This window comes from Arthrobacter sp. FW306-05-C, from assembly GCF_021801725.1.
In the GTDB taxonomy this organism is placed as follows: domain Bacteria; phylum Actinomycetota; class Actinomycetes; order Actinomycetales; family Micrococcaceae; genus Arthrobacter.
Map to the genome: position 1 here is coordinate 1 of NZ_CP084557.1, position 24,261 is coordinate 24,261.

Annotated in this window: 26 protein-coding genes; 15 read left to right on the top strand and 11 right to left on the bottom strand. The window is 62.0% G+C overall.

The window, feature by feature from the left end; genetic code table 11:
* On the bottom strand, positions 1–833 hold an 833-nt coding region (locus LFT44_RS20735), incomplete at its 3' end, for a phage integrase N-terminal SAM-like domain-containing protein (RefSeq protein WP_442863791.1).
* A 321-nt stretch (positions 834–1,154) separates the two neighbouring features.
* Here LFT44_RS20735 and LFT44_RS20740 point away from each other — a divergent pair.
* The 4 genes from LFT44_RS20740 (at position 1,155) to LFT44_RS20755 (ending at position 3,794) form a co-directional block, all read left to right on the top strand.
* On the top strand, positions 1,155–1,763 hold the full coding sequence (locus tag LFT44_RS20740; RefSeq protein WP_236802991.1) for a hypothetical protein: 609 nt from the start codon (positions 1,155–1,157) through the stop codon (positions 1,761–1,763).
* An 84-nt stretch (positions 1,764–1,847) separates the two neighbouring features.
* Positions 1,848–2,240 carry a hypothetical protein gene (locus tag LFT44_RS20745; RefSeq protein WP_236802992.1) on the top strand — a complete coding sequence of 131 codons (393 nt, stop codon included), beginning with the start codon at positions 1,848–1,850 and terminating at the stop codon, positions 2,238–2,240.
* A 27-nt stretch (positions 2,241–2,267) separates the two neighbouring features.
* Positions 2,268–2,948, top strand: a complete 681-nt coding sequence (locus LFT44_RS20750) for an RES domain-containing protein (protein ID WP_236803163.1) — start codon at positions 2,268–2,270, stop codon at positions 2,946–2,948.
* Between the two features lie 174 nt (positions 2,949–3,122).
* A complete protein-coding gene (locus LFT44_RS20755; RefSeq protein ID WP_236802993.1) occupies positions 3,123–3,794 on the top strand; it encodes a helicase associated domain-containing protein in 672 nt (223 codons plus the stop codon).
* 125 nt (positions 3,795–3,919) lie between these two features.
* Here the strand turns inward: LFT44_RS20755 and LFT44_RS20760 are convergent, their stop codons facing one another.
* From LFT44_RS20760 to mobC, 3 genes are read right to left on the bottom strand one after another with little or no spacing between them, the layout of a single operon-like run.
* On the bottom strand, positions 3,920–4,861 hold the full coding sequence (locus tag LFT44_RS20760) for a hypothetical protein (protein ID WP_236802994.1): 942 nt from the start codon (positions 4,859–4,861) through the stop codon (positions 3,920–3,922).
* 18 nt (positions 4,862–4,879) lie between these two features.
* A complete protein-coding gene (locus LFT44_RS20765; protein ID WP_236802995.1) occupies positions 4,880–6,439 on the bottom strand; it encodes a relaxase/mobilization nuclease domain-containing protein in 1,560 nt (519 codons plus the stop codon).
* The gene (gene mobC / locus LFT44_RS20770) at positions 6,439–6,831 is read right to left on the bottom strand and encodes a plasmid mobilization relaxosome protein MobC (protein ID WP_236802996.1); all 393 of its coding nucleotides are present in this window, start codon (positions 6,829–6,831) and stop codon (positions 6,439–6,441) included. Before mobC ends, LFT44_RS20765 begins: the two co-directional genes overlap by 1 nt.
* Before the next feature lie 691 nt (positions 6,832–7,522).
* Here mobC and LFT44_RS20775 point away from each other — a divergent pair.
* Positions 7,523–7,831, top strand: a complete 309-nt coding sequence (locus LFT44_RS20775) for a hypothetical protein (RefSeq protein WP_236802997.1) — start codon at positions 7,523–7,525, stop codon at positions 7,829–7,831.
* Positions 7,832–7,933: 102 nt separating this feature from the next.
* Here the strand turns inward: LFT44_RS20775 and LFT44_RS20780 are convergent, their stop codons facing one another.
* The 4 genes from LFT44_RS20780 to LFT44_RS20795 all read right to left on the bottom strand — a co-directional run bounded on the left by LFT44_RS20780 (position 7,934) and on the right by LFT44_RS20795 (position 10,009).
* Positions 7,934–8,224: a helix-turn-helix domain-containing protein gene (locus LFT44_RS20780; RefSeq protein ID WP_336885646.1), complete on the bottom strand. Its 291-nt coding sequence runs from the start codon at positions 8,222–8,224 to the stop codon at positions 7,934–7,936.
* 3 nt (positions 8,225–8,227) lie between these two features.
* Positions 8,228–8,494 carry a ParB family protein gene (locus tag LFT44_RS20785; RefSeq protein WP_236802998.1) on the bottom strand — a complete coding sequence of 89 codons (267 nt, stop codon included), beginning with the start codon at positions 8,492–8,494 and terminating at the stop codon, positions 8,228–8,230.
* Between the two features lie 241 nt (positions 8,495–8,735).
* A complete protein-coding gene (locus LFT44_RS20790) occupies positions 8,736–9,737 on the bottom strand; it encodes a single-stranded DNA-binding protein (protein ID WP_236802999.1) in 1,002 nt (333 codons plus the stop codon).
* A gap of 5 nt (positions 9,738–9,742) precedes the next feature.
* Positions 9,743–10,009, bottom strand: a complete 267-nt coding sequence (locus LFT44_RS20795) for a glutaredoxin family protein (RefSeq protein WP_236803000.1) — start codon at positions 10,007–10,009, stop codon at positions 9,743–9,745.
* 1,315 nt (positions 10,010–11,324) lie between these two features.
* Here LFT44_RS20795 and LFT44_RS20800 point away from each other — a divergent pair.
* Entirely contained in the window at positions 11,325–11,816 is a 492-nt protein-coding gene (locus LFT44_RS20800) for a hypothetical protein (RefSeq protein WP_236803001.1), read from the top strand.
* Between the two features lie 356 nt (positions 11,817–12,172).
* Here the strand turns inward: LFT44_RS20800 and LFT44_RS20805 are convergent, their stop codons facing one another.
* Positions 12,173–12,697, bottom strand: a complete 525-nt coding sequence (locus tag LFT44_RS20805) for a hypothetical protein (RefSeq protein WP_236803002.1) — start codon at positions 12,695–12,697, stop codon at positions 12,173–12,175.
* Between the two features lie 529 nt (positions 12,698–13,226).
* Here LFT44_RS20805 and LFT44_RS20810 point away from each other — a divergent pair.
* The 3 genes from LFT44_RS20810 to LFT44_RS20820 all read left to right on the top strand — a co-directional run bounded on the left by LFT44_RS20810 (position 13,227) and on the right by LFT44_RS20820 (position 14,912).
* Positions 13,227–13,454, top strand: a complete 228-nt coding sequence (locus LFT44_RS20810; RefSeq protein ID WP_236803003.1) for a DUF2188 domain-containing protein — start codon at positions 13,227–13,229, stop codon at positions 13,452–13,454.
* A gap of 118 nt (positions 13,455–13,572) precedes the next feature.
* Entirely contained in the window at positions 13,573–14,061 is a 489-nt protein-coding gene (locus tag LFT44_RS20815; RefSeq protein ID WP_236803004.1) for a helix-turn-helix domain-containing protein, read from the top strand.
* A gap of 38 nt (positions 14,062–14,099) precedes the next feature.
* Entirely contained in the window at positions 14,100–14,912 is an 813-nt protein-coding gene (locus LFT44_RS20820) for an IS3 family transposase (protein WP_236803005.1), read from the top strand.
* A gap of 31 nt (positions 14,913–14,943) precedes the next feature.
* Here the strand turns inward: LFT44_RS20820 and LFT44_RS20825 are convergent, their stop codons facing one another.
* Complete coding sequence (locus tag LFT44_RS20825; RefSeq protein ID WP_236803006.1) at positions 14,944–15,312, bottom strand: helix-turn-helix domain-containing protein; 369 nt, start codon at positions 15,310–15,312, stop codon at positions 14,944–14,946.
* 178 nt (positions 15,313–15,490) lie between these two features.
* On the opposite strand from LFT44_RS20825, the gene LFT44_RS20830 reads away from it, so the two are divergent.
* The 6 genes from LFT44_RS20830 (at position 15,491) to LFT44_RS20855 (ending at position 21,702) form a co-directional block, all read left to right on the top strand.
* On the top strand, positions 15,491–17,014 hold the full coding sequence (locus tag LFT44_RS20830) for a SulP family inorganic anion transporter (RefSeq protein WP_236803007.1): 1,524 nt from the start codon (positions 15,491–15,493) through the stop codon (positions 17,012–17,014).
* A gap of 465 nt (positions 17,015–17,479) precedes the next feature.
* Positions 17,480–17,827, top strand: coding sequence for a hypothetical protein (locus LFT44_RS20835; protein ID WP_236803008.1), 348 nt, complete (start codon positions 17,480–17,482; stop codon positions 17,825–17,827).
* Between the two features lie 411 nt (positions 17,828–18,238).
* Entirely contained in the window at positions 18,239–19,915 is a 1,677-nt protein-coding gene (gene istA, locus LFT44_RS20840; RefSeq protein WP_236803009.1) for an IS21 family transposase, read from the top strand.
* Positions 19,912–20,814, top strand: coding sequence for an IS21-like element helper ATPase IstB (istB, locus tag LFT44_RS20845; protein ID WP_236803010.1), 903 nt, complete (start codon positions 19,912–19,914; stop codon positions 20,812–20,814). The genes istA and istB overlap by 4 nt, the downstream gene beginning before the upstream one ends.
* A gap of 63 nt (positions 20,815–20,877) precedes the next feature.
* A complete protein-coding gene (gene mscL, locus LFT44_RS20850; protein ID WP_090584173.1) occupies positions 20,878–21,285 on the top strand; it encodes a large conductance mechanosensitive channel protein MscL in 408 nt (135 codons plus the stop codon).
* A 195-nt stretch (positions 21,286–21,480) separates the two neighbouring features.
* Positions 21,481–21,702, top strand: a complete 222-nt coding sequence (locus tag LFT44_RS20855) for a hypothetical protein (protein WP_056741113.1) — start codon at positions 21,481–21,483, stop codon at positions 21,700–21,702.
* Between the two features lie 290 nt (positions 21,703–21,992).
* Here LFT44_RS20855 and LFT44_RS20860 read toward each other — a convergent pair whose 3' ends face one another.
* Positions 21,993–24,185, bottom strand: coding sequence for a tyrosine-type recombinase/integrase (locus tag LFT44_RS20860; RefSeq protein ID WP_236803011.1), 2,193 nt, complete (start codon positions 24,183–24,185; stop codon positions 21,993–21,995).
* Positions 24,186–24,261 lie beyond the last annotated feature (76 nt).

Below are 24,261 nucleotides of genomic sequence, written 5' to 3' on the forward strand. Positions count from 1 at the left end.
GAGCCGAGTGACATCCGTGCGGCACGCTCGCTCGGCCAAAGGGCCGATGAGCGGTCAGCCGTGGGGAACTTTGCCCGCATCCCGGATGTCCAGGTCCGCAGCTGATCGACGACCCAGTCGAACTCCGGGACGGTCAGGACAGTGCGCCGTCTGGGCCCGGAGCCAGCCGTGCCTTTGGCGAACCGGACTTGGAGGGCGCCAAAGCGTCCGTAGGCGCTAACGTGCGGATTCGGGCCAAAATCTTCCAGGTCCAGCATGGTCATTTCGCGACGGCGAAGACCGTAGGCGTAACAGACCTTGAAGGCCACCGAGTCGCGGAACAGGGGCAGCCAGCGTTTGGTGCCGGCCGCGTACTCATGGTCGATCAGATCATCGATGTAATCAAAGAGCCGTTGCAGTTCTGCCTTGGTGAACGACCGCTTCTGAGCCGGCACCGCGTCGTCGGTTGTGTGCCTGGGCGTGTTCCACTCGAAGCAAATTTGGCTTGGAATATCGCCGAAAGTGCGTTCGCAGAACTCACCCCATCCGTAACCAGGATGCGTCAAATAGGCGCAAAACATCGCGACCGCGTTGCTGTACGAGCGCAGCGTCTTCAGGCTGATCGGCTTTTCACCTGAGCGCAGCTCGGCCAGGAAATCCTCAATGTCCGCCGGACCCCATTGCCACGGAAACTCGCCCGTGAACTTCTGGAAGCGTTCCAGCAGTTGGCAGCGCTGTTTGATGGTCTGGGTCGTCAGCCCACGGGCCAGCATCTGCGCGCGCCAACCATCCAGCATCGCCAGGAAAGCCCGCTCATCAGCCCTGAACAGACCGATGTCCGGATCCACCAGCATCCGCGGAACGAAACCCGGAACGACACCACTCACCGCAACCCCTAAACCACGGAAACATGCATTAGATGCAGGAAACCTATAGCTTCAGCGTTCTACGCAGCAAATCCGGAGAACAGCACCTGATACTGCTGGAAGAACAAACCCCATCTGACATGCGGAAACGTCAGATACGTCAACTGCCGGGAGTTCTCGCAGCTACTTCTACTCCCGTCCTTTAAAGCGCCGATATCGTACCTTATGTCAACTAAAGTTGCTTTAGCAATCCAACTTGTCAACTAGAGTTGCAAGCGCTCATACTGTCACTGTAGCAATCAGGGGCTGATGAAGGGAAGCACGATGGGCTGGTTCACCGAGGGCAGCGAGCATGAAGGCTACGTCGTGTGTGTGTTCGCGGACGGCATGTACGGGTCCGGTGGCAGGTATATGGAGATCAACCTGATGACGCCCGACGGCCGCCCGGTCGCGCATGAGAATGGACCGGGCAGCGACGCATGGCGGCCGCCGTCCCAGGTGGTCGGATGGCGGGTCGCCTGTAGCTGTGTTCCGTTCCGGGAACACGTCATTTTGGATCCGTTGTGGACGCGGGTCTGGGATCCGGCAGACGAGGACGTCGCCGCGGGGCGCATCTATGCCGGACCGCCGGCAAGCGCCGACGCTGCTGATATGGGTGACCGGGAGGATCTTGAGCCGTTGTTCCTGGATGTGTGGCACCGGCATGTCGCCCCGGACCTGTCGCTGCACGCCATCGGCACCCTGAGCCGCAGCCTGAAGGATCTCGAAGCCCAGCTCGACGACGCCGTCTCGGCCGCCAGGGCGGCGGGCGTCTCCTGGGACAAGATTGGTCGAGCGTTCGGGATCAGTCGGCAAGGGGCCCAGAAGCGCTGGGAAACAGCGTCCGCCGTTGCGGCTAGCCGAAGCGAAAACAACTGAACGTCCGGATATTTGGGATTTGGCATGTGATTCCGCTCGTGTTTGGGGCATTGATATTTGGTGTTACAGACGTGAGAATGAAGTATGACTGCAGTGACAGGAGCCCGAGGCGGGCTGAAAGCCCATCAGGACTCGATCCGGTTGCCCGAGCCGGAGCTGGTCCGCGATTTGCGGGATCTGCTGGGCGCGAAACTGGTCGCCTACATCGGTTCCGTGAAGGAAACGCGCGCTGTCCGGCAGTGGGTGGACGGGGAACGGAAACCCTCCGCGGAGGTCATGCAGCGGCTCCGCACGGCCTACCATGTGGCTGCCCTGCTCGCGGAGCGGGATTCACGGGCTGTCGTGCAGGCCTGGTTCCAGGGGATGAACCCGCAACTGGACGACACCCCTCCGGCCCGGTTGCTCCGCGAAGGCCAACTCGAGGATGCAGGCCCGCTGGTCCTCGCCGCCGCCAGGGCATTTGCCGCGGCGGGCTGATCGGTGGTTTCTGGTGAATTGACCGCGGTGGCAGCCGCGGGACGGGTTTGGCGTGTCGGGTTCCGACCGGAACCGTGGGCTTGGAGCGGCTGGGAATGGGCCACCGACGGCCGGTTCCCGGGCCGCTGGGATGATCTGCACGGCAACTTCCGCACCGTCTATGCCGGCTCGAGCCTGCTGGCCTGCCTGCTGGAGGTTCTGGCGCATTTCCGCAAGGACGCCAGGCTCAGTCTGGAACTCGCTGACATCGTCGAGGACGATGAGGACAAAGTCCTGCACCCCACCATCGCACCGGGCAGCGTTCCCAAGGAATGGCTTGATGAACGTACGGTCGCTTCGGCGGAACTTTCAGGCCGGTATTGCGTTGTGACAGCCTCGAGTACCATCGCGGCGCTGCATTCAAACTTCATCGGCCTGGCACTGAGCCTGGGGCTCGATGATTTTGACGCCGCGGCGCTGAAGGACGCGCGGCCGCGGCGCCTGACCCAGTCGGTTGCCTCGTGGCTCTATGAGACGACGGACTTCGATGGTGTGACGTTCGCGTCCCGACACGGGGATGATCTGCAGCTGTGGGCTGTGTTCGAACGCCCGGAAGACCCCGCTGTCACTCCCAACATTCGCGACGTGGAGGTCGAAGAGCTGCAGCACGATACCCCGGCACTCCTTACCGCTTTCCGCCTCCTCGGTCTCCAGTGGGAGAACGACTGAGGAAGAACGTGCAGACAGTGTCTGCACAACCACCATTCCGTCCATGGGACCGCCGCCCCTCCCCGCGGGTCCACCTGGTGAGCCCTCTCCCTTGCACTTGTCGGCTGCCAGCCTGTGTTGGGCGATGTGTCCGTAGGCTACCGTGAAGGGCAGAACCATTTGTGGGGGTGACCGGTGGCTCAGACGAAGGAAGCGGTGCCGCAGACGCGCCGCTCTGCTCCGTACTGGGAGTGGGTGCAGATGTACCGGCGGGGCATCGAGCCGGCGAAGATCGCCGCAGTGTGCGGTGCGGCAGTGACCACTGTCCGCTATCACCTGCAGATCGCGGCGAAGAGAGATCCTGGCCTTCGTGGCGAGCATGCCGCTGCCATGCCGGTCAAGGTCCGGTCCGATACGGCTTTGCAAAGGATGGACGAGCTGGTCGCGTTCTACCGCACGGAAGGGCGTCTGCCGGCAGCCCACGCGACATCCTCCAGTGAACAGGCCCTGGCCAGCTGGCTGTACCGTCGACGCCGGGAATCAGCAGCCGGAACCCTCTCCCCCACGCTCAGCGCAGGCTTGGGCGTCATCCCCGGCTGGAATCAGGCGTCGCCCCGGAAGGCCGAGGACGAGGCACGGTGGCAGCGACGGCTGAGGGAAGTTGAAGCCTTCTGTAAGGCAGGCGGTGAATTGCCACGGCACCAGAAAACCGACGACCCGGTCGAGCGCACACTGGGGGTGTGGCTGCACGGCCAGCGCATCAACTACAACCACGGCAGGCTGGCACCGGAGAAGAAGTCGCGGCTGGATAAAGTCCTGCCGGGGTGGCGCGAGGGCCGACCGCGCGGCCGCCGCCGCGATTCATAGCCGACGGGCACCCAGCGACACCTGACTCCGGCCACCAGGACATGCTAAGTGCCAAGCACACCGGGGCCAGTTAGTCGGCCCCGGCCAGCGCTGTTTGATTTTCCCGGGCTGGACGGCCTCAAGGCCTACCGGCTCATGCCCTTCTGAAGGATCTTGGTCTGTCCGTTCGCTCCGCGCGTTTTGCGGGCCTTTGCAGGCTTTGGCCCCTTAGCCACGGCTGCACTGGGTGGTGTGCCCTGGTCCTGATCGGCACTGAGCCGCGCTTCTACAGCTTCGCGGTCGGCCACGCTTTCCAGGCTGGCAGCCAGTGTCTGGCGGCGTTCGGCCGAGTCGTATTTGACTCCCGCTTCATGGTGCAGATGCTCGGCACGGGGATTGTCGCGGGCGGCTGTCCAATCCCTGATCAGCTTCCTTTCCATGTCCTTTTCCTCGGCGACGCTGTCCGCAAAGTTGTGCCGCTGTTCCCAGTTATGTGCCTCGATGGGTTTTGCCTCATGGAGCCAGGCCAGTGCTTCGTCAAGGTCTTCCTTGGAGGGTGCCTCAGCGGCGGCCGCCCGTTGCCTGTCTTCTCGGTCGGCTTCCGCGAGCAGCTGTCCAGCGTGGGCATTCTCGTCCCGGCCGGCGGTGCGTTCCGATTGGGCTTGGTCGCGGTCCCGCTCGGCCTTCGCCATTGCGGCAGACACGGATGCTTCGTCGGCGCCCAGGTTGTCCACGTCCAGGCCGTAGCGGCGTTGCACCTGGTCGTGGATTGCCTCGGCCGCGTCGCGCGCTGCCGGGTCGTGGTCCTTCCACGTGGTGGCGGTCTCGTGGACCCGTTCGATGTCTCGGCCGCTGGCGGTGTCCCACCACCGGTTGTCCATGACCGGGGCGAGCTGTGCGCGGGCAGCAGCCCGCTCGGCGTCGTACCGGGCCTGCAGTTCCCGGGCCTGTTGTTCCTCGGCCGCCTGGGCGCGGCGCAGCTCTTGTTCGCGTGTCCTGGCGAGCTGCTCACCGAGCCGTCCGGCGACGGTCAACCCGACGCGGGTCATTCCTTCGATCGCTTCCTCGATGCCGTCGGATTCACTCATGGTTCCCCCTCCTGGTAGTCATCTTTCAAGGTCCGGGCGGGTGCTCCCGCCCCGGGTGGTCGTGTGGGTACGTGCCTGCTCGTATTTCGGTGGCAGCACCGAACCGGCCGGGCGTCCTTGGATCTGGCCGGCAGTGCTCGTGCGTACAGCTTCGGCCGCTTCACTATCTACAGCCGGTGTCGGCGCGGGAGTGCTGGGCAGTGCGGCGGCGACCTGGCTCAGGTGGTGCTTCACCATGTGGCTGATCTGCCGTGCTCGGCGAAGATCGTTTGAGGCCTTGTGCATGTCGTGGACGGCCTTGGCGACGTTGAGCAGCTGACGCAGCAAGATTGCCTGCGCGGCGGTTCCGGTGCCACCCATCGAAGCTGCCATGAGCATGAGCGAGGCTCCGCGGGCAGATGGCCCTGCGCTGCGGATGGGGCGGACTGGGTAGCGCCGCAGTTGTGCTGTCTTGGACAGCTCGTCGGCCGCTGCTGCGAGTGGTCCGGGCGTTGCCTCGGTTGCCGTGGACCAGGCTGCGAAGGCGCCGGATGTCTCGCGTGCGACGTGCGCCCAGGTCGCGTGATCGTCCAGCGGGACGGAGCGCAGGTTTTCGCGCAGCCGTGCGACTTCGTCGCTGTATTGCTCCCACAGTTGCGGGTCCGGTTCGTAAGCTTCACGGCCGATCGTGACAGGACGCCGTCCACGGGCTGCTGCCTGCCATTCGGCGACGGCCTCAGTCGCCCCTTGCGGAGTGTCCTGCCATTCGCTGCGGAGCTTGGGCAGCGCGAGGTCTTTTGCGAGGTGGCCGCCGCCGAACCAGACCGGCCGGCCACCCTTTGGGGGACGTTCCGCCACGCTGTAGCCGACCACGACATCGTCGCGTCCGGACGCGTACCGTGGCCGGACCAAGGCACCGGTACGGCGGAGACGGCGGACGAATTCTGCCTCATCCTGGGCCGCGGTCGCGCAGGCACGGACCTTGCGTTCCAGGGACCGGCGTTCCGGTTCGGGTGCGCCGCGCCGTACGGATGCTTCGCGCTCACCGGGACGCAGACCGCGGGTGGAATGCGTGGGTGAGAGTTCTTCCAGGCCGTACTTTTTCTCAAGCTCGCGGGCTACTTGCTGTGCGCGAGGGAAGTCCCGCCAGCTGCTCCACTTGGTGCCGTCCTCGCGGACCATGGACGCGGCAATATGGATGTGGTCGTTCCCGGCTTTGCTGTGGCCGTGACGGATCGCGACCCACTGTGCCGGTGCACGGCCGCTGGCTTCGGTGAACCCCATTTCGTCCATGAAGTCCTGGGCGATTGCCGCCCATTTCTCGTCAGTGAGGTCGCCTTCTTCGGCACGCAGTGACAGGGAGCAGTGCCAGACATGTCCGCCGGGAATCTCGACATCCAGGACGCTACGGGCCCGGTCAAGTTCCCTGGCAATGGCCTGGGCGGCGTCAGCGTTCAGTTCGTCATCGTTGTGCCACGCCATGATCGACGGTGAGCCCGCGATCAGGTGCGGGTCGGTGTGCTCGTTCGCCCTCCCGGGACCGGCAAGGTATGCGATCAGCCCGTGCATGCGGGTGCCCTTGGTGATGTTGGGAATCATCAGCGCACCATAGAATCCAGCATCGAATTGAGCCGGTCGGCGACGGCCCGGACACGGGTCAACACAGTGCGGGCAGCTTCCGGGAACTCGTCGGTGGCGTTGGCGTGACGAGCCAGCTGGTTGACGTTGTTCGACAGGGCTGCAAGGTAGCGGCGTGCGGCGATGAATTCCACCGCAATCGCCCGGCGTTCAGCCAGCGATTCGGAGTTTTCAGCGTACAGGGCCGCGCTGACAAGGATCTCCGATGGGCTGCGCCCGGTCCGTTCTTCCAGGACCTTCAGCTGCGCCCGTTCGAACTCCGACATCGACACGCGCACGTACTGGGTGTCACCGTCAATGTTCGCGCGGCGGCGGCGGGCGAACCGGCGGGGAGACTTCGGTTCTTCGCTCACCCCTTGCTCCTCCCCCACATGCCCAGCGCAGCGCCCCGGAATTTCCGGGACGACACCCTCAGTGTCGCCGATCAACGCGCGCAAGCCGTGGATCGACACGCGGCTTATGGCACATAACCGACTAGCTTGCTCCGTCAAATCACCTGCGCCCGAATATGGGCGCAGGCAGTAGTGGATTGGTACTGCCCTGCTGGACGCTGCGCGTCTGACTTGTCCAAACGACTGCGTCGTTCCGTTTCGGCTGGGTGAGGCTACTGCCCGGTCCTTCCTTGGCAAGTCTCCGCGGCCGGCTTTCGCGGCATATCCTCGCTCCGCTCCGGTATTCCACGGTCCGGCCTCTCCGACTGGCCAATTCCCTCACCGGCCAAGTTTCGGCAAGCGTGCCGAAAGGAACGCGGCATAGGGTTAGCGAAAGGTACAGTTTTGGCTCTCATCTCACCGACCGAAGTGGCCAGGCGATACGGCGTCTCCCCGACACAGCTGCGGCAGTGGCGGCGCCGCGGCGTCGGCCCCGAATACTTCCAGTTCACCGCACGGACTATCAGCTACTGCGACGACTACCTGCGGGACTGGTTCAACGACGCTCGGAACACCGACCTGCTGGCGGAACGCCCTCCCGCGAAGGGGGACACGTCATGCCAGGACGGGCGCGTCCGGCCGCCGCCCACGTGCGGGTCGTTAGGCTGGGGTCATGGCGAACCTCAACATTGAACAGACACGAAACCAAGCCCGCGCGCTGCTGGACTCCCGCATCGAATCCGTCACCGCCCTCGTGCGGAGCCGCCAGCGGATCACCGAACTTCGGGACCAACTTGTCGCCGCCGAACGCGACGACAAGCGCGCCTATGTCCAGGCCACCCGGGACGGGTGGAGTGCAGACGAACTGAAGAAGTTAGGGCTCGAACCAGCCGCGGTAAAACGCCGCCGATCAGCCAAGCGCTCTACCGGTCCAGAACAAGGAACCGGCCAGGACGCGGCCTCATCCGTCGACGACCAGTAACCCTTCTTCCGATCCACGCCCGAGGACATGACGTGCCTCGAAACGCTGCGAAGGCCGGCACCCTTAATGGTGCCGGCCTTCGCCGCGTTTCAGGTTCTGTTGTCAGTCCTCAGCCGACGCGTCCTCGCCTTCACTGACCTGACCGGCAGCGATACGCTCCGCCGCCTTCGCGTACGCTGCCTCGATGTACGCGGCCAGGTCATCTTCCCGAACCCTCCACAGCCGCCGGGGCCCGAACTGCGCCGCGCGCAGTTCCCCACTTTTCACCAGGGCATAAACCATTGGTCTGCCCAGGTTTAGGACCTCCTGAACCTGCGCAAGCGTCATCATCCGCGGCAACACGTTGCTGGCAGCTGCAGGGCTGGCGTCACTGTCCTCATTTCTCGGTGTCACGGGCTAGATCTCCTCGCGCCGGTGTGCCATCTCGTCCTTCTTCCGCTGCCCTCTGCGCAGTCCGCCGGCCTCCACCGGAGGCCAGGGCTTACCGGCGTTGTACTTGCGCTGCCGGCGCCGTACTTCACGCATCGTTGCGTAGACGATGAGATCGGAGACGCTCGCGTCACCTTCCTCGTCCCCGGTTTCCAGGAACGCAGCCCGGACCTGCCCCGCCTGGTCCTCGGTGAAGTACGGAGTGAACGCGGCAATCTTCTTCTCCTTGGCCATCAAACAGCATCCCGTCCCAGGCGGTGTGCTCGAGCGCCGGCCACGGATGCAGGCTGCCCGGGAAACCAGGGGCGAAGGGTCACGGAGCCGTCCTTCTCCAAACCACTATCGGAGTGCTGTCCGCCGCCATCGTGGCGGAGATGCTCTGCGTGCGTCATCGTGTCCCTTGTGCTCGTGATCCGGTAAATGGGGAAGCCTGTAGGGGCCAGCGTATCCGCTGGCCCCTACAGGCACCCTGCTCTTAGAACGTTGGTTCTGCCGTGCGGTCCGGCTGGGCGTAGCCCCCTCCTATGGCGTTGTTGCCGAACCAGGGATCGTCGTCGGCGTAGCCCTTGTCACCGGACTCGGCTGCGGCTTCCTGCTGAGTATTAAGCCGGTCCCGCGAACGTGTACGGGGGCCGACACCCTCCGCCGGAGCTTCGTCCTGCGCTGCTTCCTCCTCGGCCGACGGCTGTTCCCGGAGCGACTGCTTCACCGCCGCTCCCACAGCTTGAGCTGTCACGAATCCACGGGGAACGTTGGCGTAGCGGAGTGAGGGGCCAACCTCGTCCACTTCGAGCTCTATTACGGTGCGCTTCTCGCCTTCCTTGGTTTCGTAGGAGCGGGACTTCAACCGCCCCTCGGCGATGACGCGCATGCCCTTGGTCAGGGACTCGGCCACGTTCTCAGCTGCTTCCCGCCAGACACTGGCGCGGAGGAAAAGTGTCTCCCCGTCCTTCCACTCGTTGGACTGGCGGTCGAACGTCCTGGGCGTTGAAGCGATGGTGAAGTTAGCCACCGCGGATCCCGACGGAGTGAAGCGCAGCTCCGGGTCTGATGTCAGGTTTCCGATGACTGTAATGGTGGTTTCGCCGGCCATGATGGTTCCTTTTCCTCGTGTGCTGGTGATGTTCTCGGTATCTGATGTGGGTTCGTTCTGAGGTTCGGTCCCACCCGGTTCTTCGTGGGTGAGGTCATTAGGTTGGTACTGGTTCGCAGTGTGCTCGTCCCAGAGCCCGCCCTCCCCGAGCGGAGCCCGGCTGATCGCCTCAAGGAACCGGTCATCCCCTGCCCCGTCCGGGACGGGGTAGAAGCCCTCGTACAGCTCCTCACTGAGCGGTTCCACAATGGCGGGTTCCACAACGTAGGGGTCCACAACCTCAAAGGGAATCCTGCCGCTGGGGTTGACCTGCCGGAACAGGTCCACCTCCAACGGGATCCGTGGGCTGAGGTTGAACCCGACGACCGGCCGCGGGGCGGTCACGGCCCTCACGCTGCCTTGTGAGTCATGGCCGCGTGGACGAGCTTGTCGCGGCGCAGACCGGACCAGTGGTCCTGGTCGTCGGAGTTGTTCACGACCACGGGCGCCTGGGAGTAGCCGAGCTCGGCGGTGATGTACTCCAGCGCTGCCGGCACTTCGGTGATGTCCACGGCCGTGTAGGTGATGCCCTTTGAGTCGAAGTAGTCCTTCGTCTTCTCGCAGTTGGGGCAGTCGGGCTTGGTGTAGACCGTGTAAGCGGCCGGTGTTGCAGTCATTTTCAGCACCTGGTTTCGTATCAAATAAGTTTCGTTCGTCTGGGTGACTTGTTACCTCAATTTTAGCAATCATTCAACTGAATGAATAGGGGTTTTACCGCATATTCTAGGCTTTTTTGCGCTACAGCTGGGCGGATATTCTGCACTGAGCCACGGGGACGGATGGCTGGTGGTGTCGATTTCAGAAGCTGACTGCACAGATGTCAGAAGTCCTCTACACATGCCCTGGATCCGGCCTCCGTTGCCAGCGGCCGCCCAAAGACACGGCGTGTGGCACCTAACTTTGTCTGCCGGACACTGCTAGGTATGAACCAATTGGGGGAACAGGATGCTGAGGTCTGGGAAAGATGCGACCAGTCAGCCCCGGGGGGGTCGCACCACCGACCCCCCGCCCCCAGACCCCACCACGCCACCCACTCAAGAGGCCAACTGCGCCGGGCAGGCCCACGGCGCGGCCCGGGAGACGCAGCCCCGCAGGACACCACGGCACAGCACGGCACAGCACGGCCCAGGAGACCAGTGAAGGGGAGCAACCACGAAAAACTGCCGGACATCCGGCAGTTTCCACCAGGCCGAAACTGCATGGGGGATCGGATGCCCCCCTGCAGCCACGCTCCACGGGGCCGAGCCCCTGCGACTCCTGGAGTTTTGCAGTTGGTCGCCCAACAGCCAGTGGCTAGGCTACTCCCCGCCCCGCCAGAACTGTCGGGCGACCGACAAAGCGTGCGTTCCCCAACATGCTCCGGGAACAGCCATTTCACCACTCCCCCTAAGCGCCGACGCCGGACTGCGGCATTCCAGCCCCTTCACTAAAACTGATGGACATCCATCAGTCCAAAGTAGGGAACGTCAGAATGAACAAGCACTGTCTTTATCCCCGGCAATTCCGGGCGATAACGGGACCTTTAGTCGGGGTTGCGCATTTTAAATAACGCATTTATTATTTATCTCACCGGTCGGAAGGTCACTATTTCGAGTTATTGAATCGCTAGCTAGAAATCCGTCCGGTTATGGCAGTAGTTGCAGCGAATGAGCGCGCGGTCAGGAAAATCTTGATTCGCTCTTCGTAGTGTCGGAACTTTCCGACAGCGGTCCTTGCGTGTTTACACATGCAGGGGCCGCTTCCTTTCTTCTGTAAGAAGACGGGGGGAATGGCCCTGGAACCCGCCTCTTGTGGGGCTTAGGGCTCTATCCGCACCTTCAATGTGGGAGACGGATCAACCTAGGTTGGAGCGATTTACGGATATCGCGCCTTTCCCCCTCATTGAATAAAGCCTTATTGTTTTGCCCCTAAAAAGATCGGACGTTGTTTGCTATGAGTAAAAAGCAGAAGTTCATTAGCCGTGCAATCCACCTTGTGGACATTGAGAACCAAGTGGGTTCGCCGCGCTGCAGTGCCGATGAAATCAAAGATTGGTTCGAGCACTATTCGTCTACGGTCAATTTTGGTGCCCTCGATATTGTGGTGTTCGGTGTAACGAACATTCATAACATCTTCGCGGTGAAGCAGTCTGGTATTTCGGCTAGGATCGTTCACAAATTCGGTCCCGATGGCGCAGATATCGCCCTGCAAACGGTTATGGAAGACGAAGGCCTAGATCGCCGCTTTGGACGGATCTATTGCGTTTCCGGCGATGGCGGGTTCGCGGAGCAGGTAGGCCGTTTGGGCTCCACCGTCCAGGTGCACGTGGTTGCGCGCAGGTCCGCCCTCGCGAAGCGCCTTGAACTTGCGGCGGGATCGGTGATTCTCTTGCCCGAGGCCATCGACCGTAAAGAAGCAGCTGCCGCACTTCGGCATGTCGGCTGATGAGGGAGGCATGGCACCTCGCAAAGCCGCCTGTTCCCCGCGACGTCCTGCGCGGGGCGGACGAAGGCGAGACAGCCTGCGGGCTGAGCAGCTGGAATATCAGACTCCATTGGGAGGACGTGACGTGCCTACGGTGCCGCGGCACCGAGTTTTTCTGGGCACTCGAACATGGTGGACGCCGCCGTTAGCGCCCAAAGGCGACTGCACAGCGGAAGATCTGGCCGTACAAGAGGGCCGCTCGGCGGACGTCGCCGGCTCCTGGCGACGTCCGTTCGTCCACGTGCCGCCCGGGCAATCGGCTCACATGCAGAGGCACCCGAGTGGTCGAACTTCTCGGGTGCCTCGTTTCGGGGATTTCAGAGGTTGCGGATTCGCTTCCACCGATCGGTGATCGTCGGAGTCATCCAGTAATACATGCCGGAGCGCGCCGGCGTTAAGCTGGCACCCGAATCGCCGATAATCGGCCACCAGTCGGTCTCGTAATGCTTCCGGAAGTGGCGGGTGAGCTTGGTGAACGTGTTCGTGACGCGACCCGCAGAGTGCCCAGTCTCCTCAACGAGGTCCTCCTGGTTGTACTCGTGTGTCCCACGTGGGTCGCGTGCTATGACGTCCATGATGTCGGTGAGAACTTGGGTGATGATCGTGTCACCCTGAGCGACGCGTGCCAGTCGCTCTTCCGTCCACACTTCGTCTTTGGCGTCGGACCGTTCGTCTTTAGCATCGGACCGTTCAGACACGCCCTCGTGAGGGGGCGTTTCTGCAGCGGACGCGGAAGCAGATGAAACGGTGCTGCGAGCTCGCGATCGCTCCGCAAGCAGCTGGTACACCGCCTCGAGGTCCTCGGCGGGAACTGGTACAGAATGAAAATCGCTGGGAGACATTTCTTTATCCTTTCGGGGACCAACTCTTATGTTCTCCAGACGAGCCAGTATTCTCTCCCAGAGCAATACCAGCGTCTGGAGACCTATCAGTCCGCCCATTGAAGCTCTGGGGAGACCAGGTCGCTGCCTCCGACCTACTTACGCGCCGCCGGCGACTGTGGTCATCCCCGCAGGTTCCCCCAGCGGCAGCCCCCCTGTGCCGGAAATGTCCCCTCACGGCTGGGGTGACGTACGCAGCTGGCGTGAGTGCCGGGGCCGAATGGGCGTCGTCCCTGCTGAAAGAAGACTGACCACCACGGAAGGTGCGTAGGCAGCGCGTGGCGTGGCCCATGGGAAGGGCGCCCGGGCAAGGGTTCAAACTTGAAAAGTAAGCATGCTTGCTATTAGGTTTGTGTCAGCTTCTCCGCCTGGCCCCCATCAGGCGGAGTGGTTGCCAGGAAGGCCCCGCGGTCCCAAGTGCTGCGGGGTTTATCGCTATCCGCGCTTGCGCAGCAGGCGTCAGGGAACCGAACCGCAGAGGGAGAGTGCAGTGGCTCAGGGCGATATCGAGACCTACTACGAACACGGCCAGTGGAAGAACAAACGCGAGGGAACTGACCGCGCCTTCGGTGCCAGCTACGGCACCAAAGACGAAGCGCTGGCCGCCGGCCGCACCGCGGCCCAGGCGGACAAGGTGGAGCACGTCATTAAGAACCAGGATGGCCAGATAGCCTCGAAGAACAGCTACGGCAACGATCCCCGGAATGTCCCGGGCTGATTGCCAAACGACGTCCTGGCGTTGCGGCGCCGGGCACACAAGAAGGGCCGGCTCGAATGTGAACTGCTCCCCGAAAGTTGGACTGATAATTCAGTTCTGACTTTCGGGGAGTAGTTTTATGCATAGAAGAAGTTCGTTGTCGCAGGAGCAGCGCGAGGCCGCGGTAGCGTTGTTTGAAACGGGTTGGGGTGCTTGGGCGGTAGCGACCCGACTCGCAGTAGGCAGGGGTGCCATCAAGCGGTTATACGATCGATGGCGGATACGCGGAGGTACGACGCTGATAGCCAAGCCAACCCGTCCGGTGTACTCGTTTCAGTTCAAACTTGATGCTGTGCAGAGATACCGTGCGGGTGAGCCCAGGGTGGCTCTGGCGAAGGAGCTTGGGCTGTCTTCCCCGCTGATGCTGGAGAAATGGGCGCGGCAGTACCGGACGGAGGGCGAGGACGGGCTGCGGCCCAAGCCGAAAGGCCGGCCTAAGACAAACCCCGCGACAACAAGCAAACCAGAACCTGAGCTGCAGCGGCTACGCCGTGAGAACGAGCGACTGCGTGCTGAGGTGGCCTTCCTGGGAAAAGTGCAGGCCTTGAGGGACGAGGAACGGCGCTAAAGGTTCGCGCCGTCATCGCTCTCAAGGCTGAGCACCGGTTGGAAGTTCTCCTGGACGTTGCCGGCTTAGCTCGGTCCACGTTCTTCTATCACCAGGCCCGACTTAATCGGCCCGATCCACAAGCCTCCCTGAAGGCAGCTGTCACTGAGATTTTTACGAAGAACCACCGCCGTTACGGGCACCGCCGGATCCACATCGAGCTGTTGAAGCAAGGGTGGAGGGTCGCGAAGAAGACCGTACTGAAGCTCATGCGTTCCCTGCGGCTGGTTTGTAAGGTCCGAAGCAGGAAACGCTACAACTCCTATCAGGGCGAGCAAGGCGTTGTTGCCCCGAACCTGCTCAAACGCCAGTTCGAAGCGGATGCCCCAAACCAGAAGTGGGTCACTGATGTGACCGAGTTCAGCGTCGGTGACCGGAAACTCTACCTCTCACCGATCATGGACCTCTTTGACCGGCAGATCATCTCCCACGCTCTTGGAATCTCTCCCAACCTGGAACTGGCAAACGCTTCACTGCGTGGCGCACTCGCAATGCTCGAGGACGGCCAGAAACCCTTGGTGCACTCCGATCAGGGATTCCAATATCAACACAGTTCCTGGCGCACGCTCTTGGCGGACGCCGGCGCGGTCCAATCGATGTCCCGCAAGGCCAATTGCTACGACAATGCCGTTATGGAGAACTTCTTCGGACACCTCAAGGAAGAGCTCTTCCACCGCGTCCGGTTCCTTAGTACCGAGGCACTTGAATCTGCGCTGCACGAATACATCCACTGGTACAACACCGAAAGAATCTCCACGAAGCTGAAGGGATTAAGCCCGGTTCAATACCGCGCCTACCTGCTCGCTGCGTAGCGCGTTGCCCGCTGTGATCGGGGTGGGGATCTCACGGCCGTTCGCTGAGCCTTTTAATGAACTCGTCGGCCTGGGCCAGGTTGCGCGCCATCTTGGCCCGCTGCTGCATGGCCCGTTCGAGAAACCCCGTCAAGGCCCCGTTTTCAGCATTATCCGATGCCAGAAGGGCGAGGATCTCAGCCATTTCCTCCAGTGAAAAACCTAGCGGCTTCATCTGCTTAATGACCATCAGGCGTTCGAAATCATCCTCTGAGAACACCCTGAAACCACCATGAGTACGTGCCGTTGCCGGAAGCAGCCCGACATCGTCATAGTGGCGGATGGTCCGCAGGGACAGGCCCGTCCGCTCTGCCAGCTCGCCGATGTGCATGGTGTTGGTGCTGCTGGTCTTAGCCGTCATCAGCGCCTCCGTCCTGTTCGGATTTAAACTCTACCATCACGTTAGGGTAGAGTTTTCGTATGGGGTGAGACCTTCAAGAGTAAATCCCCCTCCTCCCCGGCGCGGCGCTGCGCCCCCAAAGTCACTTGCACAATGAAGCCGCACCCGCGCGTCTTCCTCACCACGAACGGAGCCAGAAATGGCCGCCACACAAGTCGAACACCCGCCGGCGTTCACCCCTGAACAGCTGCAGTCGGTGCGGGGCACCCTGATGTCACCGCGCCGGCTCAAGACCGAAGTCCTGGCCGGCCTCGTCGTCGCCCTTGCCCTGATCCCGGAAGCGATCGCCTTCTCGATCATCGCCGGAGTGGACCCGCGGATCGGACTCTTCGCGTCCTTCACCATGGCCGTCACCATCGCCTTCGTCGGTGGCCGCCCCGCCATGATCTCCGCCGCTACCGGCGCGATCGCCCTGGTCATCGCGCCGCTGGTGAAGACCCACGGGGTGGACTACTTTGTCGCCGCCGTCATCCTCGCCGGCATCTTCCAGATCATCCTGGGCCTGTCCGGGGTGGCAAAGCTCATGCGGTTTATCCCGCGCTCGGTCATGGTGGGCTTCGTCAACGCGCTGGCCATCCTGATTTTCATGTCTCAGGTCCCCGAGCTGATCGGTGTCCCGTGGCTGGTCTACCCGCTCACGGCGCTGGGCCTGGTCGTTGTCTTTGGCCTGCCGAAGCTGACCAAGGCCGTCCCCGCACCGTTGGTTGCCATCATTGTCTTGACGCTGATCACCGTTTTCGCCGCCGTCGCGGTCCCCACGGTGGGCGACAAGGGCGAGCTGCCCGACGCGCTGCCAACCCTGTTCATTCCGAACGTTCCGTTCAGCCTCGAGACCCTGCAGATCATCTTCCCCTTCTCCCTGGCCATGGCCTTAGTGGGCCTGCTTGAATCCCTCATGACCGCCAAGCTGGTGGACGACGTCACGGACACCCGCTCACACAAAACCCGCGAGGCCTGGGGCCAGGGGGTCGCGAACGTCGTCACCGGCTTGTTCGGCGGCATGGGCGGCTGCGCGATGATCGGCCAGACCATGATCAACGTCAAGGCCTCAGGCGCACGGACACGGATCTCCACCTTCCTCGCCGGTGTCTTCTTGCTGATACTCGTCGTCGCCTTGGGCGGCATCGTCTCACTGATCCCCATGGCCGCGCTGGTCGCCGTCATGATCTTCGTCTCCGTCGCCACCTTCGACTGGCACAGCATCCACCCCCGGACCCTGAAGATCATGCCCAAGAGCGAAACCGCGGTCATGGTCGCCACCGTCATCGGCACCGTGGCCACGCACAACCTGGCCGTGGGCGTCGGTGCCGGCGTCATGGTCGCGATGGTCCTGTTCGCCCGCCGCGTCGCACACCTGGTCACCGTCGAACGCCACGTCACAATCACCGGCGGCCATGAAACCGCCACCTACGTCGTGGACGGAGAACTGTTCTTCGCTTCCTCCAATGACCTTTACACCCAGTTCGAGTACGCGCTGGACCCCGACCGCGTAATTATCGACATGCACGCCTCCCACCTCTGGGATGCCTCCACCATCGCGGCCCTGGACGCCATTACTGAGAAATACCACCACCACGGTAAAGAGGTAAAGATCATCGGCCTCAACGACGCCAGCACCCTCATGCGCGAACGCCTCGGCGGTAAACTCAGCGCCGGCCACTGAACAAACCGAAAGAGCTCCCCTCCAAACTCTGGAAGGGAGCTCTTTCGCGTATCAAACGACAGCGGTCGATGAAACTTTAGCTACTGTCTTGGGATCATAATTAAAGAGTCCAACTTTCGGGGACCAGTTCAATGACCAAGCCAGTCCGTCCGGTCTGTGGTGGCCAGAGGTTGACGTCTATGTAGGGTGCTCCGGAAGTTCTTTTGCATACAGCGGCGCGGCATGGGACCTTCAGGGCGGCGCATATTATGAGACTTGGTGGTCCGTAACCTTCCCAGACGGCACCGGCGAGTACGACAACTGGCCCCGTCAGACGCTGCAAGCGAGCAGCAGCGGCTTCCTGACCACTTCCACGTTCTACGCGGCCAATCATGGATCGGGTCGTTACACCGCAACGATGTACCTTAAGAAGGACGGAAGCGAAGTAGGACGGCATACAACGGAGTGCTACAAGTGAGGGTCTGAATGAACAGTCAGGAATACAGGGCAGGCGAAACAACCTACGGACCACTTGAACTGAAAAGCATCTGGAAGCGTCATGAACTAAGAAATTTCGATCTCATGGTGATATTGCAGGTCTCCGGAGGTGAGCACGCAGCCCAACGCATTCTTCGAGATGAAGAAGTTTCTGCGGAAGACAAAGCATCTCTGGCCATTGCCAACGACTTAGCCAAGCAGAAAGGTTATTTACCTTTGTTTGATTTGGCTGATGATGGCGCTGAAGTATCCGAAGGTCAGCGGGCAGAGCTAGAAGAGTTTTTCGAGTCAGAAGAATGGGAGACCAGAAATCAAAGCAGCACGCGGAACCCCTGACAGGGTGGCTGCGTGAACTCTGAGCATGAAAAGGTCCCCGGTTGAACCGGGGACCTTTTCGTGCTCTTCACATGTCCCGGGTCTGCCGGTTGCCGCGGGCAAGGAGCCCCGTGGCCAGCCGCGTGTAACCGGCAGGAGGGGAAAATCTTGATTCCCAATCGGCCCTGGGAAGATCAGACAGCGTTCGGCCCTGCCAACTAATTACCCGTTAGCGACGGACAGCCGGGATACCCAGGTCTACCTGTCCGCGCTGGACAGCACTGTGTGGCTGTGACAGGTTTATATGGCCCCGGCAGGACGGTTATTTCTGGCCCCACTTCATGACTCGCCGGGCACCTGTGGCGGTTATTTGTGGCCCCACCTTCAACGTTGGATTCATCACTGGATGGATGCGGCGGAAGGCTGGTCTGGATGGAGTCGAGAGTGGAGTTGTTCGCGCGGATTCGAAGGGACGCCCGGGTTGAGGGCCTGTCGGTTCGTGCGTTGGCGGTCCGGTACGGGGTTCACAGGCGAACGGTAAGGCAGGCGCTGGATTCGGCTGCCCCTCCGGAGCGTAAACAGAGGCAAGGCGTGTCCTGGAGGCTGGAGCCTTTTAAGGGCGCGATCGATGCGATGCTGATCGAGGACACGACGGCGCCGCGGAAGCAGCGCCATACTGCACGCAGGATTTTGGCCCGGCTCATTGAAGAGCACGGTGCGCAGGAGCTGTCGTATTCGACGGTGCGTGATTACGTAAGGGTCCGTCGGGCCCAGATTGATGTGGAGGCTGGCCGCCGGGTTGAGGTGTTCGTTCCTCAGGAACACGCTCCGGGTGCTGAGGCTGAGGTGGACTTCGGCGAGGTCTATGTCGTGCTGAACGGGGTGAAGACGAAGTGTCACCTGTTCATTTTCCGGTTATCGCATTCGGGCAGGGCCATCCATCGGATCTACCCGACCCAGGCCCAGGAGGCCTTCCTTGAAGGGCACATCGAGGCCTTCAAGGTTCTGGGCGGCATCCCGACTAAACACATCCGCTATGACAATCTCAGCAGTGCTGTCACCGCTGTGGTGTTCGGTCAGGGCCGGCAGCGCCGGGAGAACGACAGATGGGTGTTGTTCCGTTCGTTCTACGGCTTCGATCCCTTCTATTGCCAGCCTGGTATCGCCGGGGCCCACGAAAAGGGCGGGGTTGAGGGTGAGGTGGGCTGGTTCCGCCGCAACCGGCTTTCACCGATGCCGGTTGCTGACTCCCTGGACGAGCTCAACGACCGGATACGGGCGTGGGAGGCCCAGGACGAGGACAGGAGGATCAATGACAGGATCCGCACGATAGGCCAGGACTTCGAGATCGAACGGCCGTTCCTGGCCCCCTTGCCGCCTGAGGAATTCGATCCGGGTCTGGCGCTGAACCCGAGGGTCGACAGGTCCTCGATGGTCACCGTCCGGATGGTGAAGTATTCCGTCCCGGCCCGGTTCATCGGCCGGAGGGTCCGGGTGTCATTGCGGGCGTCCGAGGTCGTGGTGTTCGATGGCCGCACCGTGGTCGCCAGGCATCAGCGGCTCGCCGCCCGGTCCGGGCAGTCGGTCCAGCTGGACCACTATCTCGAGGTCCTCAAAACCAAGCCCGGCGCCCTTCCAGGCTCCACCGCTTTGGCCCGGGCGCGAGAGTCCGGGACGTTCAGCAGCGCGCACGAGGCATTCTGGGCCGCCTCCCGCCGGGTCAACGGCGACGCCGACGGGACCCGTGAACTCATCGACGTCCTGCTCCTCCACCGGTCCATGGACGCCTGCGACATCCACGCAGGCATCACCGCGGCCCTCGTAGTGGGCGCGGTCAGCGCCGACGTCGTCGCGGTCGAAGCCCGCAGACACGCCACGACATCTTGCCGGGGTGGGGCCAGTTCGGACCGTCATCCCGGTGTTCATGCTGAAGAGAAGGTGCAACGGGTTGTCAGTCTCACCCAGCGCCGCCTCATGGACCCCGTCGCCGTCATCGCCGGGCTGCCACCTGATAGCCGGCCCCTGCCATCGGTCCGCGCCTATGACGAGCTGCTGGCCAAACGTTCGGAACACCCCGCAGGAACCGCGTCAAAGGAGAACATCTCATGAGCCCCACCGCACCGGCGACCACCATCACCCCGGCCCTGCGCCGGCGGCGAGGCCTGACCGAACAGGCAGCGGTTGCCGCCGTGGACCAGGCCTGCCGCCGGCTGCGCCTGCCCACCATCCGGGCAGTCCTCGATGAAGCCCTCGCCGTCGCGGGGAAGGAACAACTCTCCTACCAAGGCTTCCTGGCCGAGCTGCTGCTGGCCGAGTGCGACGACAGGGACCGGCGCTCCTCGATCCGCCGTGTGAAAGCCGCAAACTTTCCCCGGGACAAGTGGCTCGGGGACTTTGACTTCGACGCGAACCCGAACATCAACCCCGCCACCATCCACACCCTGGCCACCGGGGAATGGATCCGCAAAGGACAACCCCTCTGCCTGATTGGGGACTCCGGGACCGGCAAATCCCACCTGCTCATCGGACTCGGCACCGCCGCCGCAGAGAAGGGCTACCGAGTAAAATACACCCTCGCCACCCGGCTCGTAAACGAACTTGTCGAAGCCGCCGACGAGAAGGTCCTGGCCAAGACCATCGCCCGGTACGGCCGGGTGGACCTGCTCTGCATCGACGAGCTTGGTTACATGGAACTGGACCGGCGGGGCGCCGAACTACTGTTCCAGGTCCTCACCGAACGCGAGGAAAAGAATTCCATCGCGATCGCCTCGAACGAGTCATTCTCCGGCTGGACCAAAACCTTCACCGACCCGCGCCTCTGTGCAGCCATCGTGGACCGCCTCACCTTCAAGGGCACCATCATCGAAACCGGCACCGACTCCTATCGCCTGGCCCATGGCATCGCGCGTAAAAGTTCGGAACAGGCGAACAACCCCGCTGCAGGAACCCAAGGTCCCCGCAGAGGTGAATCCGACCTCATGCCACGGGCGCCTGCAGGCACTGGATAACTCACCACGAAACTTTCCCCAAAAGTATCCGATACGGCGTCCGCGTGGGGTAGTTTGATCGCTATGTTGACCGGATTCAAGAATTTCATCATGAAGGGCAACGTCGTAGACCTTGCCGTCGCCGTCGTGATTGGTGCCGCCTTTGGTGCCGTAGTCACGGCCCTAGTCCAAAGCGTTCTCATGCCGTTCATCGCGGCCTTGGTCGGATCTCCGAACTTCGATAGCTTCGCCGTCGTGACCCTCAACGGAAACGACATTAAATTCGGTGTCCTGCTCACAGCAATTGTTAACTTCGTGCTCGTGGCGGCAGCCATTTACTTCGTCATCGTCGTGCCCATGAACCACATGATCGAGCGCCGCAACCGGCGCCTCGGCATCAACCCGGACGTCAAGGAAGAAGCGGCCGAAGACCCCCAGATTGCCCTGCTCACGGAAATCCGGGATTCCCTCCGGCAAGACCGCAGGGCCTAATCAAGTCGGCGGACCCAAACCCACCAAAATCCGCTTTCAGGGCTAAACCGCCGCCCAATCGCTTCGGCACGCTTACGTTCCGCAGAGCGATGCTCCGATAGCGTGTCTCTCAGCGGCGCAGGGATAAATCCCGGCGTTCGTGCAGCCGCAGGCTGGCTGTGCTTGTTTTCCGTCATCGATGAAAGGACATGAAAAGTGGCTGTTTCGATTGAATTGGGCAAGGCATTGGACAAGGGCTACGAGAACTCGACTCTGGACGAGGTCCTTTCGGCCCCGCCCTCGGCTCTTGCCGGACTGACCGAAAAGCACGACGAACTGCTTGCCGGTATGGGAATCAAAACCATCCGCGATCTGGGAAGCAATAAATACTTCGCTACGGCAGGGGTACTGGTCGCACTCTCCGGCAAGGTCGGGTAGTGGGTCTGGACTGTTAGCGCGTCTCACTGAAAAGGTCCGGCCCGGCGCACGCCAGGTCGGACCTTTTCCATTCCAGAATGGATTTCTCCCACTCAAGAGATCTGACATGCTAGCAACGACGGCGCCCCGACTCCATACCCCCGACCGGCATCTGCCGTTCCCCGGGCGATACAGGAACCCTTAGCCAACCGGTGCGAAAACCGTCCCGCGAGCCCGAGACCCACAACAACGTTCCGTGAACCTGGGGCCACTTTCAATCGCCCCTCTGGGGCCAAAAATACTTGACACAATCAACTGTGAGCGTCGGCGCGTTTCTGTTTGAGGAACTGAACGGTCAGTTCGATGCCTTCTATCTCCCCCAACCACCCCTTCGTCTGAGCGAGCTCACGTCGGGCCATCAGGTCTGAATGGATCTCGTCGAGCCGACCGAGCATTCCGGGGTCGACTTGGAGCATGGGACAGCGGATACAGGCGTGTTCATGCTCGCAAGGGGTGGCGTAGGGGCGTGCACAGTTCCCGAGCTCGACTTTCCGTTTGTCGAAGTGTTCTTCGAATTCAGCCCATTCCGTATCGGTTGGAGATTTGTATTCCCGGGCTGGACGCGCGGCCCGCCGCTCGGCGAGGTGTTTCTGGTAGTGCCGGACCACGTCTTCGCGGAAGACGGTGACGTAGCCGTGGGTTGTTTGGATATCGAGGTGTCCCAGGAGTGCGGCGCCGATATGGATAGGCAGACCGTTATTGACCAGGTCCGTGGCCAGAAGGCGGCGGAAGTCGTGCGGTGTGAAGCGGCAACCACCCAGCTCGGGATGATCGATGGCGACGGCGTCGCTGAGTTTGGCCAGTTCATCACGAAGCGATCCGGCGTTGATCACTTCAGTGCGTTGTCCGATGGTGCGCTGGAAGAGGAACGGCAGCGGCTCGCTAGTGACTCTGTCGTAGGGATTGAATCGAGTCGCCAGTGGCACGCCTTCCCTGTTCCTGGTCAGGCGTCGAATGATCGTGGCGATGACGTGGAAAAGGTCAGGGCTCATGGGTATGACTCGTTCCCGATCATTTTTTGAGGGAGCGACGACCAAGAGTGCGACAATTTCGCTGTTCGGTCGGATGTATTGACGGATGCTCAGCTGAGACAGTTCCAGCAATTCGTCGCACCGAAGGCCGGTGTGCCTCAAGGTCTCCACGGCTGCCCACTGCCAAAAGACGGCGTCCTCGGTGAATGTCACGTTGATCTTGCGGTTGGTGGATAGGTCAAGCACGCGGACGTTGGATGCTCCGTGGAAGCGGCGGTGCCTGGCGTCTCCTTCGGTGTATAGCCGTTGATACTTCTTCCCGCCGATGGTGATGACCTCGTCTTTGCGGGTTTCGGCGGCCACTTTCAGAAGTTCCTGGAAGTGATCTTTCCGTTCTGTGGCAGCGGCGATGAAAGCCGGGAGCACTGGCTGGAGGAGGCGGATTCTGGAGTCCATGCGTTCTTTTGCCCGGCGGGCCGCTTTGCCCGCCGTCCGGGTCTCTCTGCCAGCGATCGGGCAAGGCGCTACCCATCGGGCCCAGTGTTCGGGTTCTTCGGCCGCCCAGCCCTGCAGGTCGAGATAGAAGGCCCTGATGTTCGTCATGATGGCTTCGAGCTGAAGGCGTGGTTTTCCGTCGCGGCGGAGGGCCACCACGGCGCGCCAGCTTTCGTAGTCCGTTTGGGAGATGACGAAAGTCGCCTGGCCAGGGTTGATCTGTTGGAGGCCGTTCCAAAACTTGCCGCAAATGTCCGCTGCAAGGTCGCGCAGGGTGGCGAAGTCTATGTCGTGGCTGCGCCGGGTCAGGTAAGCAACGAAGACGTCGCGGATGTCCGGGTTGATGATGTTATGTTTGTCGACCAACTCGGCCGGCGTCTGAGCCGGGGATCGCATCGCCGCGCGGAGAGTTGGCGGGACCTGGGCAGGAAAGTGCCCGGATTCGGACATCACCCGCCAGGCAAGGTAACCGACGTGCGTCTCATAACCGCCGCCCCATCCCCCTTCGCGCGTGGCTACGGCGTAGTGAAGTAACGCCTCCGCGCTCAGGTCAACGAACCGGATTCCCTGCGTCGTAAGTGCTGATGCCACATCCATCCGAGCGCAGCGTTTGAAGTGGTTGGATGTGTCCTGTTGTTCAACGAGGGCAAGGAAGCGGTCGAGATCGGGATCGTTTTGTGCTTGCTCAAAATGCTCGTGGTAGCGGACGAACGAGTTGATTTTGAAGGCTTCCAGCGAAGGGCGAATGACACGTAGACAGCACAGGAGCATCAGCGAATGTCCGAGTTCACCGTCAAGACGAAAATTTCCGGTGGCCAACTCGCGTATCTTGCGGTGACCATCGTTGAATCCTGACGAGATCCATTTCTCCTGCCAGGTCCGTCCGGAGTGTCTTACGAGATAAGACAGCAGCCATTTCAGCCCGTGATGGCGCAGTGATTCACGTGGCTGACTGCGTGGCCATATCGTGTCGGTCAAGGCGATGATGCTCTCGGGACTTGCGGTGTCCAGATCACCGCGAGGCCATGGCGGAATTTCCGGTCGCGCCGCCGGA

What these genes read in the sequence shown, in the direction of transcription:
- LFT44_RS20795 (WP_236803000.1), bottom strand. Translation starts at nt 10,009, where the DNA reads ATGACTGCAACACCGGCCGCTTACACGGTCTACACCAAGCCCGACTGC.
- LFT44_RS20800 (WP_236803001.1), top strand. Translation starts at nt 11,325, where the DNA reads ATGAGTAAAAAGCAGAAGTTCATTAGCCGTGCAATCCACCTTGTGGAC.
- LFT44_RS20760 (WP_236802994.1), bottom strand. Translation starts at nt 4,861, where the DNA reads ATGAGTGAATCCGACGGCATCGAGGAAGCGATCGAAGGAATGACCCGC.
- LFT44_RS20815 (WP_236803004.1), top strand. Translation starts at nt 13,573, where the DNA reads ATGCATAGAAGAAGTTCGTTGTCGCAGGAGCAGCGCGAGGCCGCGGTA.
- LFT44_RS20785 (WP_236802998.1), bottom strand. Translation starts at nt 8,494, where the DNA reads ATGGCCAAGGAGAAGAAGATTGCCGCGTTCACTCCGTACTTCACCGAG.
- LFT44_RS20765 (WP_236802995.1), bottom strand. Translation starts at nt 6,439, where the DNA reads ATGATTCCCAACATCACCAAGGGCACCCGCATGCACGGGCTGATCGCA.
- istA (WP_236803009.1), top strand. Translation starts at nt 18,239, where the DNA reads ATGGAGTCGAGAGTGGAGTTGTTCGCGCGGATTCGAAGGGACGCCCGG.
- istB (WP_236803010.1), top strand. Translation starts at nt 19,912, where the DNA reads ATGAGCCCCACCGCACCGGCGACCACCATCACCCCGGCCCTGCGCCGG.
- LFT44_RS20745 (WP_236802992.1), top strand. Translation starts at nt 1,848, where the DNA reads ATGACTGCAGTGACAGGAGCCCGAGGCGGGCTGAAAGCCCATCAGGAC.
- LFT44_RS20775 (WP_236802997.1), top strand. Translation starts at nt 7,523, where the DNA reads ATGGCGAACCTCAACATTGAACAGACACGAAACCAAGCCCGCGCGCTG.
- LFT44_RS20805 (WP_236803002.1), bottom strand. Translation starts at nt 12,697, where the DNA reads ATGTCTCCCAGCGATTTTCATTCTGTACCAGTTCCCGCCGAGGACCTC.
- mscL (WP_090584173.1), top strand. Translation starts at nt 20,878, where the DNA reads ATGTTGACCGGATTCAAGAATTTCATCATGAAGGGCAACGTCGTAGAC.
- LFT44_RS20835 (WP_236803008.1), top strand. Translation starts at nt 17,480, where the DNA reads ATGAACAGTCAGGAATACAGGGCAGGCGAAACAACCTACGGACCACTT.
- LFT44_RS20830 (WP_236803007.1), top strand. Translation starts at nt 15,491, where the DNA reads ATGGCCGCCACACAAGTCGAACACCCGCCGGCGTTCACCCCTGAACAG.
- LFT44_RS20825 (WP_236803006.1), bottom strand. Translation starts at nt 15,312, where the DNA reads ATGACGGCTAAGACCAGCAGCACCAACACCATGCACATCGGCGAGCTG.
- LFT44_RS20740 (WP_236802991.1), top strand. Translation starts at nt 1,155, where the DNA reads ATGAAGGGAAGCACGATGGGCTGGTTCACCGAGGGCAGCGAGCATGAA.